Source organism: Methylosinus sp. Ce-a6, from assembly GCF_009811655.1.
Taxonomy (GTDB): Bacteria; Pseudomonadota; Alphaproteobacteria; order Rhizobiales; family Beijerinckiaceae; genus Methylosinus.
Map to the genome: position 1 here is coordinate 1 of NZ_BGJX01000004.1, position 17260 is coordinate 17260.

The 17260-nt window shown below is 66.9% G+C and carries 16 protein-coding genes; 6 read left to right on the top strand and 10 right to left on the bottom strand.

The window, feature by feature from the left end:
- The first annotated feature begins 188 nt into the window (after positions 1–188).
- On the top strand, positions 189–575 hold the full coding sequence (locus tag Mspo_RS03665) for a GtrA family protein (RefSeq protein ID WP_159726959.1): 387 nt from the start codon (positions 189–191) through the stop codon (positions 573–575).
- Here the strand turns inward: Mspo_RS03665 and Mspo_RS03670 are convergent, their stop codons facing one another.
- From Mspo_RS03670 to Mspo_RS03690, 5 genes are all read right to left on the bottom strand, one after another.
- Positions 576–1397, bottom strand: coding sequence for a phosphosulfolactate synthase (locus Mspo_RS03670; RefSeq protein ID WP_159726961.1), 822 nt, complete (start codon positions 1395–1397; stop codon positions 576–578).
- Positions 1398–1430: 33 nt separating this feature from the next.
- Positions 1431–2825, bottom strand: coding sequence for an MmgE/PrpD family protein (locus Mspo_RS03675; RefSeq protein ID WP_159726963.1), 1395 nt, complete (start codon positions 2823–2825; stop codon positions 1431–1433).
- 91 nt (positions 2826–2916) lie between these two features.
- Complete coding sequence (gene hrpB, locus Mspo_RS03680; protein WP_159727319.1) at positions 2917–5391, bottom strand: ATP-dependent helicase HrpB; 2475 nt, start codon at positions 5389–5391, stop codon at positions 2917–2919.
- Between the two features lie 140 nt (positions 5392–5531).
- Positions 5532–6365: a histidinol-phosphatase gene (gene hisN / locus Mspo_RS03685; protein WP_159726965.1), complete on the bottom strand. Its 834-nt coding sequence runs from the start codon at positions 6363–6365 to the stop codon at positions 5532–5534.
- A gap of 65 nt (positions 6366–6430) precedes the next feature.
- Entirely contained in the window at positions 6431–7357 is a 927-nt protein-coding gene (locus Mspo_RS03690; protein WP_159726967.1) for an N-formylglutamate amidohydrolase, read from the bottom strand.
- Positions 7358–7564: 207 nt separating this feature from the next.
- Between Mspo_RS03690 and cpdR the strand changes: the two genes are divergently transcribed.
- Both cpdR and rpmE read left to right on the top strand, forming a co-directional pair.
- Entirely contained in the window at positions 7565–7939 is a 375-nt protein-coding gene (cpdR, locus tag Mspo_RS03695; protein ID WP_159726969.1) for a cell cycle two-component system response regulator CpdR, read from the top strand.
- 127 nt (positions 7940–8066) lie between these two features.
- Complete coding sequence (rpmE, locus tag Mspo_RS03700; RefSeq protein ID WP_159726971.1) at positions 8067–8297, top strand: 50S ribosomal protein L31; 231 nt, start codon at positions 8067–8069, stop codon at positions 8295–8297.
- Between the two features lie 249 nt (positions 8298–8546).
- Here the strand turns inward: rpmE and Mspo_RS03705 are convergent, their stop codons facing one another.
- Together Mspo_RS03705 and Mspo_RS03710 are read right to left on the bottom strand one after the other, a co-directional pair.
- Positions 8547–9083, bottom strand: a complete 537-nt coding sequence (locus Mspo_RS03705) for a DUF1465 family protein (RefSeq protein ID WP_159726973.1) — start codon at positions 9081–9083, stop codon at positions 8547–8549.
- 348 nt (positions 9084–9431) lie between these two features.
- Positions 9432–9701 (bottom strand): hypothetical protein, encoded by a 270-nt coding sequence (locus Mspo_RS03710; protein WP_159726975.1) that lies wholly within the window; start codon positions 9699–9701, stop codon positions 9432–9434.
- A 208-nt stretch (positions 9702–9909) separates the two neighbouring features.
- Here Mspo_RS03710 and Mspo_RS03715 point away from each other — a divergent pair, with 208 nt between their 5' ends.
- Both Mspo_RS03715 and Mspo_RS03720 read left to right on the top strand, forming a co-directional pair.
- Complete coding sequence (locus Mspo_RS03715; protein WP_159726977.1) at positions 9910–10701, top strand: inositol monophosphatase family protein; 792 nt, start codon at positions 9910–9912, stop codon at positions 10699–10701.
- 6 nt (positions 10702–10707) lie between these two features.
- On the top strand, positions 10708–11190 hold the full coding sequence (locus Mspo_RS03720) for a GNAT family N-acetyltransferase (RefSeq protein ID WP_159726979.1): 483 nt from the start codon (positions 10708–10710) through the stop codon (positions 11188–11190).
- A gap of 118 nt (positions 11191–11308) precedes the next feature.
- Here the strand turns inward: Mspo_RS03720 and pyk are convergent, their stop codons facing one another.
- A complete protein-coding gene (gene pyk / locus Mspo_RS03725; RefSeq protein ID WP_159726981.1) occupies positions 11309–12742 on the bottom strand; it encodes a pyruvate kinase in 1434 nt (477 codons plus the stop codon).
- Positions 12743–12788: 46 nt separating this feature from the next.
- The gene (locus tag Mspo_RS03730) at positions 12789–13214 is read right to left on the bottom strand and encodes a DUF1036 domain-containing protein (RefSeq protein ID WP_244613117.1); all 426 of its coding nucleotides are present in this window, start codon (positions 13212–13214) and stop codon (positions 12789–12791) included.
- Between the two features lie 230 nt (positions 13215–13444).
- On the opposite strand from Mspo_RS03730, the gene Mspo_RS03735 reads away from it, so the two are divergent.
- Positions 13445–15964: a hypothetical protein gene (locus Mspo_RS03735; protein ID WP_159726982.1), complete on the top strand. Its 2520-nt coding sequence runs from the start codon at positions 13445–13447 to the stop codon at positions 15962–15964.
- A gap of 114 nt (positions 15965–16078) precedes the next feature.
- Here the strand turns inward: Mspo_RS03735 and hemB are convergent, their stop codons facing one another.
- Positions 16079–17104 (bottom strand): porphobilinogen synthase, encoded by a 1026-nt coding sequence (gene hemB / locus Mspo_RS03740; RefSeq protein WP_159726984.1) that lies wholly within the window; start codon positions 17102–17104, stop codon positions 16079–16081.
- Positions 17105–17260: the final 156 nt, after the last annotated feature.

Below are 17260 nucleotides of genomic sequence, written 5' to 3' on the forward strand. Positions count from 1 at the left end.
GCCGTCGTCTCGGCCAGAGCCTCGAAGTCGCGTCCGCTCGCGTCCATCGCAATCCCCCAAAGATCGAATCAGAGGATTCCGACAGATTCAGCTCAGACGCGTCTTGTCACCTATTTCTTCACCCGATCGCCCTGCCCCGCTGATAGGCTCCACTCGCGCGGCGGCGTGAAACATGCGATCGTCTCGCCATGTCGCTCCCCCGCCAGCTCTCGGTCTTCGCGCTTGTCGGCGTCGTCGCGACAACCCTTCATTATGTCGTGCTCGTCGGCCTCGTGGAGCTCGCCGCCTGGCCGCCCGTCTCGGGCGCGCTCGCCGGCTATCTCTCCGGCGGAATCGTCTCCTATCTCCTCAATCGACGGCATACGTTCGAGAGCGACCGCCCGCATGAGGAGACGACCTGGCGCTTCGCCCTCGTCGCCTTCGTCGGATTCTGCCTGACTTACGGCTTCATGGGCCTCTTCGTGGAGCGACTGGGCGCGCCCTATCTGCCGGCGCAGGTCGTCACGACGGGAATCGTCTTCTTCTGGTCCTATCTCGGCAATCGCCTGTGGACCTTCCGCACCGGGCCGGCCTGATCACCCGCCGACATTCTGAATGCGGCCCCATGTGCTCTTCGTGCCCCAGATTCCCTGGCGCAGCGCCTCCAATTGCACGATCTGGCTGTGATCGACGAAGAGATTGACGTCATTGCCGTAGTTCTTCACATACCATTCGAAGACCGGCGGATCGGCGGCTTCGAACATCACTTTTTCGAGGCCGAGCTTATCGATGACGCGCGCGGCGACATCGGTGCGCCAGCGCTTCACATTCTCGGTGATCCCCTCGCTCTCGATCATGATGATGTCGGCTCCGGCGTCGAGCGCGCGCTCGGCCTCGGCGAGGAGCCAGGAGACGTCGCGCGTTCCCTCGGCCTCCAATTCCGAGGCCGGCGTGTCGCCGCCCGCGCCGAATTGAATGCCGACCTCTGGCTTGGCCTTCAGCCCGGCCTTCTTCACCATGCGCACGAGGCGCAACATGCTCTCGATCGGCAGGCTGACGAAGCCCGCGGAGATTTCGATCACGTCGAAGCCGAGCGACTTCGCCTCCTCGATGTAATGAGCGACGGCCTCGGGCCCGAAGCGCAGCACATTCTCGATCCAGCCGCCGGTCGAAATATAGGCGCCATGGTCATGCGCGGTCTTGTTGAAGCTCTTCACCGCCTCGGGCGGCATCAGCGCGAAGGACCCGCCGGCATATTTCACGCCGTCGATCCATTCGCCCATCGTCTCGAAGAGATCGGCGAGATGGCGCTTTCCATAGGCGCTGTAATAGGACCCGCGAATCTCGGTGACGCCGCGCTTGCGGGGCTTCTGCGTCCGCACGGCGCGGGGGATGAAGGAGAATGTGGTCTCGGCCATGGCGTTTCATCCTCATGCTGGAAATGCGAGCCTTCAGCCTCGCATTCGTCCCTCCCCCTCCGACGACGCGCCGATGCGTCCGAGCAGCTCCGTCAGCTCCGAAACCTGCCGGCGCTCCAGCGTCTCGACGATCTCGGCGACGGCGTCGCGCTCTTCGGCGCTGGTCTTCCCCCGCGTCACGCGATCGAATTTTTGCCGCGCCGCCGCCCAGTCGAAAGGATCGGTGTAGAAGCCGTGATAATCGCCGCGCGCGCAGGCCAGCAGGCGCCCGTCCTCGAGCTCGATCGCCAGACGCGCCGGCAGCCATTTCGGAAACAGCGCGGAGAGCTCGGCCGAGGACGCGATCTTCACTTTGCGCATGAGACTCTGCACATCCTCGGCGAGGATTCGCGCCGGCTCATATTGCTCCGGCTGCACCTCTCCGTCGATGAGCGCGACGGCGAGCATATAGGGAAGGCTGTGATCGGCCTCCTCCTTGTTGCGCACGAGGCGCTTGTCGCCCTCCTCGCCGCCGCCGATGATCTGAAAGGCGACGGCGAATGTCTCGAGCCGCGCCTCGCGCGCCGCCGCCGCCGAAAATCCCGGACGCGCGCGAATCTCCAGCGCCGCGTCGATCGCCGATTGCGAATGAATCTCGGCATTGTGCTTCTTGACGATGGTGCGCGTCACGCTCTCCAAGTCCTCGCGCGGCCAGTCGATCTCGAAGGGGCCGGCGATCGTCTCCTTGAACCCCTTATTGCCTTCGAACACCTCCGCCGGCCCGGTGATCCCATGCGCGGCGAGCAGCGCCGCATGAGTCGCCGCCATCGCCGTATTGGGATAGGCGAGACCCTTCCAATGCGAGAGCGCGCCGGTGCGCGTCACCCGCAGCGCATTATTGGCGGTTCCGCTGATGGCGATGGCGTTGGCGATTTTCTCGCGCGGGAGACGCAGCGCCTTGGCGACGCCGGCGGCGGCCGCATAGGCGCCCTGCGTCGTATGGTCGAAACCCCGCGCACGCACGGGCGCGACATCGCTCAGCCGCGTATGGACCTGATAGGCGACGGCGAGCGCGGTCAAAAATTCCGCGCCGCTCGCGTCGCTTTTCTCCGCCGCGGCGAGGACCGCGCCGAGATTGTCGGAAGGATGGCAGGTCTCGCCGGGGGCGAGATAGCTGTCCATGAAATCGAGATAGCGGGAGAGCGCGCCATTATAGAAGGCGGCGCGGTCGGGCGCGGTCTTAGCCCCGCCGATGAGCGTCGCGACCGGCGCGCCGCCGAGCTCTCGCGTCATCTCGCGGATCGCGGCGATCGGCGGCGCGTCCAGCGCGCCTATGGCGACGCCGATCGTATCGAGAACGCGGATTTTCAATTGCCGCAGCGCGGCGTCGCTCATCTCCTCGAGCCGCGCCCGTTCGACGAATTCCGCGAGCGTCTGAACCTCGGTCATGTGCGAGATTCCCTGCAGGCGGCGTATGTGTCGCGATGAAGCGCGAATTCAAGCCTTGGCGTCTCGGCGGCTTTTTCATGAGACGCGAAGCTCACGTTCCCCGTGGCTTCGCCCGCGTCGTCGCCGCCGCGCTCGCGGGATCGTCGGGCCATGGATGGCGCGGATAACGCCCCTTCATCTCGCGCTTCACCTCGGCCCAGGAGCCGGCCCAGAAACCGGGAAGATCGCGCGTCGTCTGGATCGGGCGATGGGCCGGGGACAAAAGCTCCAACGTTACGGGAACGCGGCCCTTGGCGAGCGTCGGATGGACCGAGAGGCCGAATAATTCCTGCACCCGCACCGACAGCAGCGGGCCATTGGCGGCGGCATAGTCGAGCGCGTGGCTCGATCCGGCGGGCGTCTCGAAAAAGGCCGGCGCCTCCTGGTCGAGGCGCCGCGCCAGCTCATAAGGGAGCAGCGCCGCGAGCGCGGCGCCGAGATCATCGGCGGTTATGGCGGAAAGGCTCGCGCGGCCGAGGATGAAAGGCGCGAGCCAGTCCTCGATGCTTTTCGCGAGGCCCTCGTCGCTCACATCCGGCCAGGCTTCGTCGCCCTCGGCGCGTCGCAAAAAGGCGATGCGGTCGCGCAATTGCGCCTGCGCCTTGCTCCAGGAAAGACGCGCGATCCCGAGCTCCGCGGCGCCGCGGGCGAGGCTGCGGGCGTTCTCCTCGCTCGCCTCGACCGCGAGATTCTGCTCGGCGAGCCGGATCGCGCCGAGCCGCCGAAAGCGCCGCCGCCGCAGGCTCGCGCTCCGCGCATCGAAAATCGTTTCGTCGCGCGTCTCGATCCGATCGGCGCCGATGCGCTCCACCTCTTCGCCGGTGAGCGCGCAGGCGGCGAGTATGCGCGCCTGCGCGGCGCGGCCGGCGATTTCCGCTATCGCCAGAAAGGGCGCGCGGGCGAGATGATCCTGCGGGCCGACGGCGGCGGCGCGGCCGTTCGCCATCAGAAATTCGTCGCCCGCACCGCGCGCCTTGGCGATGCGGTCGGGATAGGCCATGGCGACGAGCGCGCCATCCGAGAGATCGGCGTCCGCCTCGCGCCGCGCGGCCGCTTTCGCCTGCTTCGCCCAAGAGGCCGAGAGCCGTTGCGCGTCACGGGCGCGGCGCGAGTTGTCGGAGCGAAAACGATCGAGGCGTTCGGAGAGATCGCAGGAGGGTCCTCCGAGCCCGCGCTCCGAAAGGAGAAGGGCGAGATCGGCGGCGCGTTCCGCCTCGCCATGACGCGCCGCCTCGAGGATCATGCGCGAAAGCCGCGGCGCGAGCGGCAGAGCGCGGATCGCCTGTCCCATCGGCGTGAGCGCGCCCGCCTCGTCCAGCGCGCCGAGCTCGCGCAGCAGCGCGACGGCCTCCTTCCAGGCCGGCGCCGGCGGCGGATCGAGCCAGGCGAGCCGACCCGGATCGTCGAGGCCCCAGGAGCGCAGATCGAGCGCGAGACCGGAGAGGTCGGCGGCGAGAATTTCCGGCGCGGCGAAAGCGGGAAGCGAGACGGTCGTCGCCTCGTCCCACAGGCGATAGCAGACGCCCGCCTCGGTGCGCCCCGCTCGACCGCGGCGCTGATCGACGCTCGCCCGCGCCGCGCGCACCGTCTCGAGCCGCGTGAGGCCGAGATCGGGCTCGAACACCGCGACCCGAGAGAGGCCGCTGTCGATGACGACGCGCACGCCCTCGATCGTCAGCGAGGTCTCGGCGATCGATGTGGCGAGCGTCACCTTGCGCCGCCCCGGCGCGGCGGGCGCGACGGCGAGATCCTGCTCCTTGCGGTCCATCGCGCCATAGAGCGGCGCGATATCGACATCCGTCGGAAGACGCCGCTCGGAAAGCAGAGTCGCGACGCGCTGAATCTCCCCCTGTCCCGGCAGAAAGACGAGGATCGAGCCCCTCTCTTCCGCGAGCGCGCGCGAGACGGCGCGGACGACCGCCTCCTCCAGTCGCTCGCTCGCGTCGCGGCCGAGATGGCGCGTCTCCACCGGAAAGGCGCGGCCCTCGCTCTCGACGACCTCGGCGCCGTCCATCAGAGCGGCGACGCGCGCGCCGTCGAGCGTCGCCGACATGACCACGATGCGCAGATCGTCGCGCAGCCCGCCTTGCGCGTCGAGCGCCAGCGCGAGGCCGACATCGGCGTCGAGCGAGCGCTCGTGGAACTCGTCGAAGAGAACCGCGGCGACCCCGTCGAGCATGGGATCGTCGAGGATCATGCGCGCGAAGACGCCCTCGGTGACGACCTCGACGCGCGTCTTCGTCGAGACCTTGGATTCGAGCCTCATGCGCAGGCCGATCGTCTCGCCGACGGATTCGCGCAAGGTCGCGGCCATGCGGGCGGCCGCCGCGCGCGCGGCGAGGCGGCGCGGCTCGAGCAGGATGATCTTGCCTCCCTTCGCCCAATCGGCGTCCAGCAGAGCGAGCGGGATGCGCGTCGTCTTGCCGGCGCCCGGCGGCGCGACGACGACGAGGTTGCGCGCCGCGCCGAGCGCCGCCGTCACGCGCGGCAGAACCTCGTCGATCGGCAGTGCGTCGGAGAATGCGATCAAAGACGCGTTCGCGCTTCAGAGCGCGGGCCGCGCTCGCTTCTGCTCGGCGATGATCTCGTCCTCGATCTTCTCATAGACGCCCTTGGGGATGATGTTCTTTTGATACCGGCTGCTCTCGGAGAGGCAGGGGCGAACGCCTACCCCTTCGCCAACATCGCCATCGCCGCCTCATGCGCGCGCCGGTCGCCGGCGGCGACGATCGCGCCGCCCTGCGCCGCCGAGCCGCCGTCCCAGGTGGTGACGATCCCGCCGGCGCCTTCGACGATCGGGATCAGCGCGACGATGTCGTAAGGATTGAGATTGGTTTCGATGACGAGATCGACATGGCCCGCCGCGAGCGCGCAATAGGCGTAGCAGTCGCCGCCATAGCGCGACAGGCGCGTTTGCGCCTCCACACGGAAGAAGGCGTCGCGCAAATTTTCGTCGATGAGCTTGGGCGAGGTCGTCATCAGCGTCGCCTCGGCGAGGGAAGCGCAGGGGCGCGTCTGCAGCTTGCGGCGCTCCTCGACGGCGGGCTGCGCCTTCCAGTTGGACTCGGAATGGCGCCGCCGCGCCGGCCCGCGCCAGAAGGCCGCCTCGCCGTCGCCGGAGAATCGCTCGCGCGTGAAGGGCTGGTGCATCAGCCCATAGCAGGGCCTCCCGCGATGCTCGAGGCCGATGAGCGTGCCCCAGAGCGGCAGGCCGCAGATGAAGCTCTTGGTGCCGTCGATCGGATCGAGCACCCAGACATATTCGGCGTCCACGCGGGCGTCGCCGAATTCCTCGCCGATGATCCCATGATCGGGAAAGGCGCCCTCGATGAGCCGCCGCATGGCGATCTCGGCGGCGCGGTCGGCCTCGGTCACCGGATCGAAGGCGCCGCCATGGGCCTTGTCCTCGGCGGCGAGGCTCGTGCGGAAGAAGGGCAGGATCGCTTCGCCGGAGGCGTCGGCCAGGCGTTCGACGAATTTCTCGAAATCGACGGCGGTCATTCGCCTCTCCGGGCGCTGAGTCTAGTGTCTTTTGTTTCGACGCGTCCGCTTCGGCTGGAAACGCCCTATTCGGCGGCGTCGCGCTGCTCGCGCGGCGCGACGATCTGCGTCAACAGCCGCACGATCTCGCCGAGACGGGAGGCGATGAGGTCGAAGTCGACGCCGCGGCGCAGATCGGCCTCGTTCATATAGAGATTTCGTGAAATCTCGATCTGCACCGCATGCCAGCCGGCGCTAGGCTTGCCGTAGTGCTCGGTGATGTAGCCGCCGGCGTAGGGTCGGTTGCGCTGCACGTGATAGCCCCACTGCCGCAGCCGCGTCTCTATGGCCTCGACGACGTCCGAGGAGCAGCTCGCGCCGAAACGGTCGCCGATCACGAAATCGGGCTTGCGCTTCTCGCCGCGCCCGGTCGCGCTCTCCTTGGCGACATTCGAAGGCATGGAGTGACAGTCGACGAGCAGCGCCACGCCGAAACGCCGGCGCGCCCGCTCCATCAAAGAGCGCAGCGCCGCGTGATAGGGCTTGTGCAGGCTCTCGATGCGGTGGAGCGCCTCGGCGACGCGCAGCCGGCCGGAATAGATCTCGCGCGCGTCGGCGACGACGCGGGGAATGGCGCCGAGGCCCGCCGCCACGCGCAGCGACCGCGTATTGGCGAAATCGGGCAGCGCATCCTCGAACATGCGCGGATCGAGCTCATAGGGCTCGCGGTTCAAATCGAGATAGGCGCGCGGAAAATGCGCCTTGAGCAGCGGCGCGCCGAGCGCGGGGGCGCGGGCGAAGAGATCCTGCACATGGGCGTCCTCCGAACGGCGCAAGCTCGTAATGTCGAGCCGCGAGCGCGCGAGAAAGCTCGCCGGATAGACGTCGCCGGAGTGCGGCGAGGACAACACGAGCGGCGAGGCGAGCTCGGCCGGCTCGACCAGCTCGAACGGAAGGCTGAGCTCGGGATCGACGGGCGTCTGGCTATCGTGCAGCTCCTCGTCCTTCACCATCGGCGCCTCTCCGATCCGCCCCTCATCTCGCCCCTCGAAAGAATAACGCGGAAAAGCAGCATAGACTCATCGGCGCGCATATTCCCGAAAATTTCCGTTCATGCGAAACAAGGGCCAGAATCTCCACCGCAGCCCTGAGCGGGTCCCTATTTTCACCCGATTTTTACCAAACTGCGCCCTTATGTCATAGAACATGCGAGGAGCGATATGACCGATAAGATTGCCGCGAAAATCCTGCTGGCGGAAGACGACACCGACATGCGCCGCTTCCTGGTGCGCGCGCTGCAGACGGCCGGATTCTCCGTCACCTCCTTCGACAACGGCCTCTCCGCCTATGATCAGCTCCGCGTCGAGCCCTTCGAGCTGCTGCTCACCGATATCGTCATGCCGGAGATGGACGGCATCGAGCTCGCGCGGCGCGCGACCGAGCTCGACCCGGACATAAAAGTTATGTTCATCACGGGCTTTGCGGCCGTCGCCCTCAATCCGGACAATCAGGCGCCTCGGCAAGCCAAAATCCTCTCCAAGCCCTTCCACCTCAGGGACCTCGTCAACGAGGTGCAGCGCCTGCTCGCGGCCTGAGCGCCGAGAACAGAGCGACGCTCCGGCGCGAGCCCGCGCGGCGCGCGACCTTGCTCCTTTTCGCGCCATGCGCTATGAGCGCCGCCAAACGCCGGCGCCGGCGCGGCTCTCATTCCGAGGAAAGACGATGAAGAAGGAAATCCATCCCGACTATCACACGATCAGAGTCGTGATGACCGACGGAACGGAATATTTCACCCGCTCGACCTGGGGCTCCGAGGGCGACACGCTCAATCTCGATATCGATCCCAAGACCCATCCGGCCTGGACCGGCGGTTCCGCGCAGCTGCTCGACCGCGGCGGCCGCCTCTCGCGCTTCAACTCGCGCTTCGGCAATCTGTCCTTCGGCAAGAAGTAAGCGCGCCGCCGGACGGCTCGAAAAAAAAAGCCGCGCTCCGGGCGCGGCTTTCGTTTTTCTGCCTCTCATACGGCTTCCACGCGGACACTTCGCATACCGCCCCGTCCGTCATTGCGAGCGAAGCGAAGCAATCCAGCGCCGTGGGGCGGCTCTGGATTGCTTCGTCGCTCCACTCCTCGCAAATGACGGACGGGGCGGAATGCGAAGTGTTCACGCAGAAACGATATTACGCGGTCACAGCCCGGTGTTTTAGAGCCCCGGAGCGAAAGCGTTGCGCAGCCGCTGCAGCTGCGCCTCGACGGGGCTCTCCGCGGGCGTCGCAGGATAGCCCGACTCCGATCCATAGATCAGCTGATCGAGATGAATGACGCGCGCCTGAAGGCGCAGCGAATGAATGGCGAGATCCCGCAGCGTCTGCGGGAGATGCGCGAAGACGTCCGGATTGGAGGCGAGCTCCTGCTGCGACAGCCGCACCTTATGCTTGTCGCTCGCAGCCTGGGCTCGCGTGATCTCGCCCTGATTGACCGCGCGCTGCAGCAGCAGCCAGGAGGCGATCTGCATCAGCCGGGTCGTCAGCCGCATGCTCTCGGCCGCATAGGCCAGAGCTTCCGGACGCGGCAGCGCCTTGGCGTCGTCACGGCCGGCGCCGTCGAGATAAGCGGCGGCCTCCTCGACCAGCGCCATGCCCTCGCGGAACATGGCCCCGAACGCTTCCGACCCTGCGAGCTTCTCCGCGAAGGAGACCGCAGATTGAACGCTTTCCACCGAATCCGACGCTTGCCCCATGATACGACGCTCTCGAACGCTCGAACGTCGCGATGGGCCGCGCCGTTCCGATGGGTCCCTATGTAACGCAAATTTGCGGGGAGCGCCTTATTAGGTTTTGCTTAACCTTAATCTTCGATTCCGTACGTAACACACCGGAGGTCACGCCGGCTGAGCCGCTCCCGCCGCCGCGACCCTCCGCCCGCCGCGACGGGCAAATGCTGATAATGAGGATTAGCTTTCTCATTTAACTAAATGAAATATCGAATTTTATCGGCTGGCGTTAACCGTCGCTCGAAAAAGCGCCCAATTACGCCCGTCGCACGGCAGGAACATCGGCAAAAAATGATGCTACTTCCGTAGCTTGGATCAAGCTTTTACAGTTCCGCCGGAGGTTTGCGGCGAGGCCGTGCGCTCGGTCCCGGCGACGGTTCGTCCGAGACCGGCTTTGAGCGCCCCGGCGCAGAGCGCGACGACCGCGAGCAGCAGGCCGACGCGAAAGAGCTGGCCCGCCGAAGGCGTCGGGCGGCCCGCCCGCGGCGTCGCCTGGGGCCGCGTCGCGGCGGACGCGCGCCGCCGAATGGCCGCGGCCGGCCGGCCGCCCCTCGTCTGGGCAATGTCCACAGGATCGCGCGGCACGGATTTACTCCTCGAAACGGGCCGAAGGGCTCTACTGTGGCGAAGCAGCGCTTTCGAAACGGTGAAGCCGCGACGATCGGCGCCCTCATGGTTTATGCTTGGTTGAAGCGTTCGGTCGCGCGAGCGACAAGGGAATGCTTGACGCGCCCGTAACCTCCCTGTCATTTGAGGCATCGCCCCGCCCCCTCGCGCCGATTTCCAGGACTCCATGATCCGATCCGCATTGATGAACGTCATGACTGCCGCGGCCATCAAAGCCGGGCGCAGCCTGAAGCGCGACTTCGGCGAGGTCGAGAATCTGCAAGTGTCGGTGAAGGGCCCCGGCGACTTCGTCTCCGCCGCCGACCGGCGCGCCGAGAAGATCGTCTTCGAGGAATTGTCGCGCGCCCGTCCGGGCTATGGCTTTCTGATGGAGGAGAGCGGCGCGGTCGAAGGCAGCGACAAGACCCACACCTGGCACATCGACCCGCTCGACGGCACCTCCAACTTCCTGCACGGCATTCCCGTCTTCGCGGTCTCGATCGGCCTCGAGCGGGAGGGCCAGCTCGTCGCCGGCGTCGTCTATAATCCGGCGACCGACGACATGTTCGTCGCCGAGAAGGGCCAGGGCGCTTATTTCAACAATCGGCGGATGCGGGTCGCCTCGCGCAAGACGCTGGCCGAGTCGCTGGTCGCCTGCGGCATTCCTCCCCTCGCCGGGCAGGAGCGCCACGCCCGCTTCCAGACGGAGCTCGCCGCCGTCATGGCCAAGACCGGCAACATCCGCCGCATGGGCGCCGCCGCGCTCGATCTCGCCTCCGTCGCGGCCGGCCGCTGCGACGGCTATTGGGAGCGCGGCATCAAGCCATGGGACATTGCGGCGGGAATCGTGCTGGTGCGGGAGGCCGGCGGCTTCGTCAGCGATCTCGACGGCGGCGGCGACATGCTGCCCAAAGGCGCGATCTGCGCCGGCAATGAGGCGATCCACCGCCTTTTGCTCGACACCGTCCGCAAGGCTTGAGCGACGATGCGCGGCCCGATCTCCGGCCCGCGCATCATCGCTCGGCGCGACTCGGACTGGAGCGAGCTTCTCGACCTCTGGGTCGTCGCCTGGCGGCAGACCTATGCGGATATCGATTTCGAGGCGCGCCGAGACTGGCTGAAGGACCATATCGTCCAGCTGGAGAGTGGCGGAGCCCGCACGCTGCTGCTGCTCGAGGGCGCCGCCCGCGCGCTCGTCGGCTTCGTCGTCGTCGATCCGGCCTCGCATTGGCTCGACCAGCTCTGCGTGCGTCCAGACCGTTTCGGCTCCGGCGCGGCGGAAGCGTTGATCGAGGCGGCGCGCAGCCTCTCGCCGGCGCGCCTGCGGCTCGACGTCAATCAGGACAATGAGAGAGCGATCGCCTTCTATCGGCGAGAGGGATTCGTGCGCGTCGCCGAGGGCGGGCCGAGCCTCTCGGGACGGCCGACGCTGATCATGGAATGGTCGTCCGCCGCGTCCGGCGGCTAAAAGAGCGGAGCGACTCTAGAGCGTTTCCAGCCGAAGCGGACGCTGGTTTGGCGTCCGAAAACGTGTCAAAATAAAAGCTTAGAGTCTTTCCGTGTTTCAATGAAACACGGAAAGACTCTTAAGAGCCGCTCTCCTCGCCGACCAGCGCGAGCCGGACCATATTGGTCGCGCCCGGCGAGCCGAAGGGCATTCCCGCGACGATGATGATGCGGTCGCCGGGCGCGGCGAAACCTTCGCCCAGCGAATTGACGCAGGCGCGATCCACCATGTCCTCGACGTCGCGCGCATCTCGCGTCTCCAGCGCATGCACGCCCCAGACCAGCGCCAGCCGGCGCGCCGTGTCGCGCTTGGGCGTCAGCGCCAGTATCGGCGGCCGCGGCCGCTCGCGGGCGATGCGCAGCGCCGTCGCGCCGGAGGAGGTCCAGGCGCAGATCGCCATGGAGTCGAGCGTCTCGGCGACGTCGCGGGCGGCGACGGCGATCGCGTCGGCGGCGGTCGGATTGGGCGGCGCATTGCGCTGGGCGTTGATGATCGAGCGATAAACGGCGTCGCTCTCGACCTCTTCCGCAATGCGGCTCATCGTGGCCACGGCCTCGACCGGATATTGGCCGGCGGCGCTCTCGGCCGAGAGCATGACGGCGTCGGCCCCCTCATAGACGGCCGTCGCCACATCCGAGACCTCGGCGCGGGTCGGCAGCGGCGCCAAAATCATCGATTCGAGCATTTGCGTCGCCACCACCACCGGCTTGCCGAGCCGGCGAGCGGCGCGGGTGATGCGCTTTTGCAGGCTCGGCACCTTCTCGAGCGGCACTTCGACGCCGAGATCGCCGCGCGCCACCATCAGCGCGTCGGTCACCTCTATGATCTCGTCGAGACGGGCGATGGCCTGCGGCTTCTCGATCTTGGCCATGACCAGAGCGCGCGAGCCGACGACCTGCTTGACCTCGAGCACATCCTCCGCCCGCTGCACGAAGGAGATCGCCACCCAATCGACGCCTTCGACGAGAGCGGCGTCGAGATCGGCGCGATCCTTGGGCGTCATCGAGGTGATCGGAATATCCGTATCGGGCAGGCTCACGCCCTTGCGATTGGAGACGCGTCCGCCGATGTCGACGACGGCGCGCGCCATATCCTCCGACGTCTCCATGACATGGAGGCGGACCTTGCCGTCGTCGATGAGGATGGTGTCGCCGACCTTCAACGCCTGCAGAATTTCCGGATGCGGAAGCTGCACGCGCGCGGCGTCGCCCGGCGTCGGATCCGAATCGAGCACGAAATGGTCGCCCTTGCGCAAATGCACCGGCCCGTCGGCGAAGGCGCCGATGCGCAGCTTGGGGCCCTGCAGATCGACCAATATGCCGATGGCGCGCCCGGTCTCCGCCTCGATCTCGCGGATCATGCGGACATAGGCGGCGAGCCCGGCGTGATCGGTGTGGCTCATATTGATCCGAAACACATCGGCGCCGGCCGTCGACAGGCCGGCCACGACGGTCTTCTCGACGCTCGCGGGACCGAGCGTCGCGATGATCTTCACGCGCCGCAACCTTCTCATTTTCTATGCCCAATCCTGTTTTGACAGAGCCGCGGAGCCATTCTCGTCACTGCGTCGAGGACGGAGTGGGATCGGTGAGCTGCACCGTCCAGTTCTTGGCCTCGCGCCCGGTGTCGATCTCGAAGAAGCCCGTGCGGTCGAAACCGCGCGCGAAGCAATCCTCCCGGCCGTCGATGCGAAATTCGCGATCGCGCGTGCACATGAACGCCTTGCCCTTCCACTCGCCGCCGCGCTCGTCCATCGCATATACGTAGTAGTACTGCGCGGCGAGCTGTCCGCGCAACAGCGTCTCGCAGGCGGAGGCGCGCAGATTCCACCATCCCTCCGACAGCCAATTGCGCCCGTCCGTATAGGCCAGGGCCACGCTCACGCGGTTCGTCGTGTTGTTGCACAGCCGAAAATCCGCCTTCGCGGCGGATATAGCGCAAAGACAACACAAAACGATCACAAAAGGAGCGATGCGGCCGGACATGGGGGGACAATCGCGAGAGGATCGAAGGGCGGCGCCGCGGGCCGCCGGCCCGAAGCGGCGCACGCACAGCCAAACCACGGGACGGCCGCTTTGTCCACCCCGACGAGGCCTCCGCCGGCGCGATTGTCGCTGGCGTGGCCGTCTTGTCACGGCGGGGGCTTAGCGTAGAGTTCGAAGCCGGATTTCTGGATCGACAATAGTCCGGGCGTCGATTTTCAAAGGAGAGCTCCATGTCGCAATTGCTCGACACGAAACCCGCGAGCGAGGACGAGATCGCCTCGCCGTCGCCGCAATGGAAGACGGATTTCTATTGGATCTTCCGCATTCTGTGGGCCTGCCGCGTGAGCGTGGCGAGCGCCCTCGCCGGGCTCCTTCTGTTCGGCCTCGTCGACCAGGCGCAGAATCTGTTCGCGGACCGCTCCTTCGACGATCTTCTCTTCGGCGCGCATTATTGGCTCTCGGTCTTCGCCGCCGTTTTCCTGGTCTGGGCCTTTCCCGTCCATTACGGCGCGCGCCGCGTGCTCGAGGACGCCGACTCGGCCTGGATGATCCCCTATTTTCTCCGCGTCGAGATGCGCGACAACGACATACGCTCGATCCGGGACCATGTCCGCCGCCGCTATGCGCGCGTCATCGCCTGGACGCCGCGCCTTCTCGGCCTCACGCCTTTCGTCGCGGTCGCGCTCGCCCTCATGGGCGCGCAGGCGTCGATCGAGAACGCCGCCATCCTTTCCGAAGCGACGGCGACGCGCGACCAGCTATGGGCGCTGCTCGCGCTCGACGCCGCGACCGCGGCCGCTTTCGTTCTTTTCGTGGTGAAACGCCAGCGCATCGCGCGCTTCGTCGGCGCGAGCGTCGATCTGCAATTGCTGACCGACGCCTCGCTCCATGTGACGACGGCGGTGTTCGTCTCGGCTCTGATCTGGCCTTTCTTCCTCGCCGATCACGCGCCCCGCGCGCTGATCGTTCCCTTTCTGTTGGGCAGCCTGGTGCTCGGCGCGAGCTGGCTGGTGCGCAAGAGCTATGAGACCGGACGGCCTCTGCTCCTCGGCGCGATCATCGTCGCCGTGGCGATCACGGCGGCGAACACGCGGCTCGACGATGTGCGCACGCTGCCCGAGACCTCCGGCTCGCCCAAGAAAGACGATCGGCAGATCGATATTCCCGAAGCGATCCGGAATTGGAAGGCGGCCAATGGCTGCACCGAGAGCCGATGCCCGCCGGCGCTCATCGTCGCGGCCGAAGGCGGAGCGAGCCGCGCCGCCTTCATGGCGGCGACGGTCGTCGGCCATTTGATCGATCGCGACGGCGATCTCCAGGACGCGCCGGAGCTGACCTCGCCCGGACGGCGCATCTTCGCTTTCTCCGGCGTCTCCGGCGGCGCCTTCGGCTCCGCCACTTTCCGCGCCGCCCTCGCCGATGCGGCGGAAAAAGGCGTCACGACGCCGCCTTGCGTCAACAAGGCGCGCGTGTGGGTCGGAGCCCATGAAAATCGCGATCCGACCGCGAGCTGGCGCGACTGTCTGCAATTGCTGGTTTCCGGCGACTATCTCTCGCCCGCCTTCGTCGGCCTCGGCTTTCGCGACAATTTCTCGCCGCGCAAATATTTCGTGCTCGACGAGCCCTGGATGGAGGATCGCGCCGCTCTGCTCGAGAAGTCGTGGGAGCGCCATTACGACTTCGTGACCAATCCGGCCTATAAGAATGATTATTGGACCGGCGAGCTGATCCAGACCGGCGAGCCCTGCGCGAGCGGCGCGACGAAGGGCATGTGCCGGCGCCTCGGCTATGCGCGCGCCACGCCGCCGGGCAAATGGACGCCGCTGCTGCTGCTCAACGGAACCTCCGTGGACAGCGGCGCGCGGATCATCGGAACCGATCTGATCTCGACGCGCCCGGCCCCCGCGACCCATTCGCGCGCGCCGCTCTATCCGGCGGCCTATGATTTCTTCGAAATGGTCTCGACGCCCTGCAAGACGCCCAAGGGCGACATTTGCCCGGCGGCGGGCGATGGCGACAGGGACGTCCCGGCGCTGCGCGACGGACCCGACATTCTCCTGTCGACGGCGGCGCTGCTCAGCGCGCGCTTCCCCATCATCTCGCCGGCGGGAACGCTGCGCGCCAAGGACAATGCGACGCATGGCGACCGCATCGTCGACGGCGGCTATTTCGACAACGCCGGCCTCGCCTCCGGCCTCGATGTGGCGCGCGCGCTCAAGAACGAAGGAATCACGCCGCTGATCCTATGGGTGCAGAACGACCCCGTCGGCGCGCTCACCGACAATACGCTGCCGCCGCGCGCCGCCGGCACGCCGCGGCTCGGCGCGACGGGAGTGAGTTTCCTCTCCGACATTTTCGGCCTCGTCGCCGCCCCGGTGGACGCCCTGCTGGCGACCAGAGCCGGCCATGCGGCGGAACAGGCGGCGCTCGCTCAGCGCAGCCTCGTCGAGATGAACGCCGACACCGACCGCTACGCCGGCGATATGACGGCGAGCTTCTTCCAGATCGGCGTGCGCGTGCAGCCGACGCTCGTCGCCGACGGCGGCGACGATCCCCTGCTCGACAAGACCTGCGCCCGCTTCAAGGGCCAGACGCTGTCCATGTCCAAAGTGTCGATGAGCTGGTGGCTGTCGCAATCGGTGCAGGCCGATCTCGACGCGCAGCTCTGCGACAAGAGCAATCGGCGAAGCCTGAAGGACCTCATCACGAGGCTGAAGCAGAAGCTGCCGCTGGTGAAGGCCGTATGGTGAGACGGCCCGCGGCCGTTTCGAGCGGAGCGAAGCGATCCGGCGCCGTCGAGCGGCTCTCGGATCGCCTCGTCGCTGCGCTCCTCGCGATGACGGACGAGAAGCGGCGTCGCGGCCTCAGCCGCGGCGCAGCGCGGCGGCGGCGCGCGGCGCGTAATAGGTGAGCACGCCGGCCGCGCCCGCCCGCTTGAAGGCTATGAGGCTCTCCATCATCGCGCGCTCGCCGTCGAGCCAGCCATTGGCGACCGCCGCCTCGATCATCGCATATTCGCCGGACACCTGATAGGCGAAGGTCGGCGCGTGGAAGGCGTCGACGACGCGCCGCACGATGTCGAGATAAGGCATTCCCGGCTTGACCATCACCATATCGGCGCCCTGCTCGAGATCGAGCGCCACCTCGCGCAGCGCCTCGTCGCTATTGGCGGGATCCATCTGATAGGTGCGCTTGTCGCCGCGCAAAGTCTTGTTGGTGCCGATCGCGTCGCGGAACGGTCCGTAGAAGGCCGAGGCGTATTTGGCGGCGTAGCTCATGATCTGAACGTTCTCGAATCTCTCGGCGTCGAGCGCCGCGCGGATCGCGCCGACGCGGCCGTCCATCATATCCGAAGGCGCGATGACGTCGGCGCCGGCGCGCGCCTGATTGACCGCTTGCGCCGCGAGCACGGCGACGGTCTCGTCATTGACGATCTCGTCGCCGACGAGCAGGCCGTCATGGCCGTGGCTCGTATAGGGGTCGAGCGCGACATCGGTGATGATCCCTATGTCGGCGATCGCGCCCTTGATCGCGCGGCAGGCGCGACAGACGAGATTCTCCGGATCGAGCGCGGCGGAGCCGTGCGGGTCGCGCAGCGCCGGATCGGTGTTGGGAAAGAGCGCGACCGCCGGCACGCCGAGCGAGGCCGCCTCCTCTATCGCCTTGAGCGCCGTGTCGATCGAGTAGCGATAGACGCCCGGCATGGAGGCGATCGGATCGCATCGCCCGGCGCCGTCGAGCAGAAACACCGGCCAGATCAGATCGTCGGCGGAGAGCCGCGTCTCGCGCACGAGACGGCGCGCCCATTCGCTCTTGCGATTGCGGCGCGGGCGCGTCGCGAGCGCAAGCCGCGCGGATGTCGCGCCGAATTTGTTTTCGGAAGAGTCCATGGAGAGCTCCAGCGCAGCTGCGTGAAACGAGGACTCGCGCCCGGCGAAGCGAGCCCCAGAGCGCCTTCCGCTCGAACGGAATGGTTCGAGCGATCAGAATTCGCTCCAAGCAAAAAAGCTAGACCGGAATCCGATCCAGTCGGATCGGATTCCGGT

Bases quoted from the DNA above. Each gene is read 5' to 3' on its own strand.
- cpdR (WP_159726969.1), top strand. From the start codon at position 7,565: ATGACCGATAAGATTGCCGCGAAAATCCTGCTGGCGGAAGACGACACC.
- Mspo_RS03665 (WP_159726959.1), top strand. From the start codon at position 189: ATGTCGCTCCCCCGCCAGCTCTCGGTCTTCGCGCTTGTCGGCGTCGTC.
- Mspo_RS03720 (WP_159726979.1), top strand. From the start codon at position 10,708: ATGCGCGGCCCGATCTCCGGCCCGCGCATCATCGCTCGGCGCGACTCG.
- Mspo_RS03675 (WP_159726963.1), bottom strand. From the start codon at position 2,825: ATGACCGAGGTTCAGACGCTCGCGGAATTCGTCGAACGGGCGCGGCTC.
- pyk (WP_159726981.1), bottom strand. From the start codon at position 12,742: ATGAGAAGGTTGCGGCGCGTGAAGATCATCGCGACGCTCGGTCCCGCG.
- Mspo_RS03715 (WP_159726977.1), top strand. From the start codon at position 9,910: ATGATCCGATCCGCATTGATGAACGTCATGACTGCCGCGGCCATCAAA.
- Mspo_RS03730 (WP_244613117.1), bottom strand. From the start codon at position 13,214: ATGTCCGGCCGCATCGCTCCTTTTGTGATCGTTTTGTGTTGTCTTTGC.
- Mspo_RS03735 (WP_159726982.1), top strand. From the start codon at position 13,445: ATGTCGCAATTGCTCGACACGAAACCCGCGAGCGAGGACGAGATCGCC.
- Mspo_RS03670 (WP_159726961.1), bottom strand. From the start codon at position 1,397: ATGGCCGAGACCACATTCTCCTTCATCCCCCGCGCCGTGCGGACGCAG.
- hisN (WP_159726965.1), bottom strand. From the start codon at position 6,365: ATGACCGCCGTCGATTTCGAGAAATTCGTCGAACGCCTGGCCGACGCC.
- Mspo_RS03705 (WP_159726973.1), bottom strand. From the start codon at position 9,083: ATGGGGCAAGCGTCGGATTCGGTGGAAAGCGTTCAATCTGCGGTCTCC.
- hemB (WP_159726984.1), bottom strand. From the start codon at position 17,104: ATGGACTCTTCCGAAAACAAATTCGGCGCGACATCCGCGCGGCTTGCG.
- rpmE (WP_159726971.1), top strand. From the start codon at position 8,067: ATGAAGAAGGAAATCCATCCCGACTATCACACGATCAGAGTCGTGATG.
- Mspo_RS03690 (WP_159726967.1), bottom strand. From the start codon at position 7,357: ATGGTGAAGGACGAGGAGCTGCACGATAGCCAGACGCCCGTCGATCCC.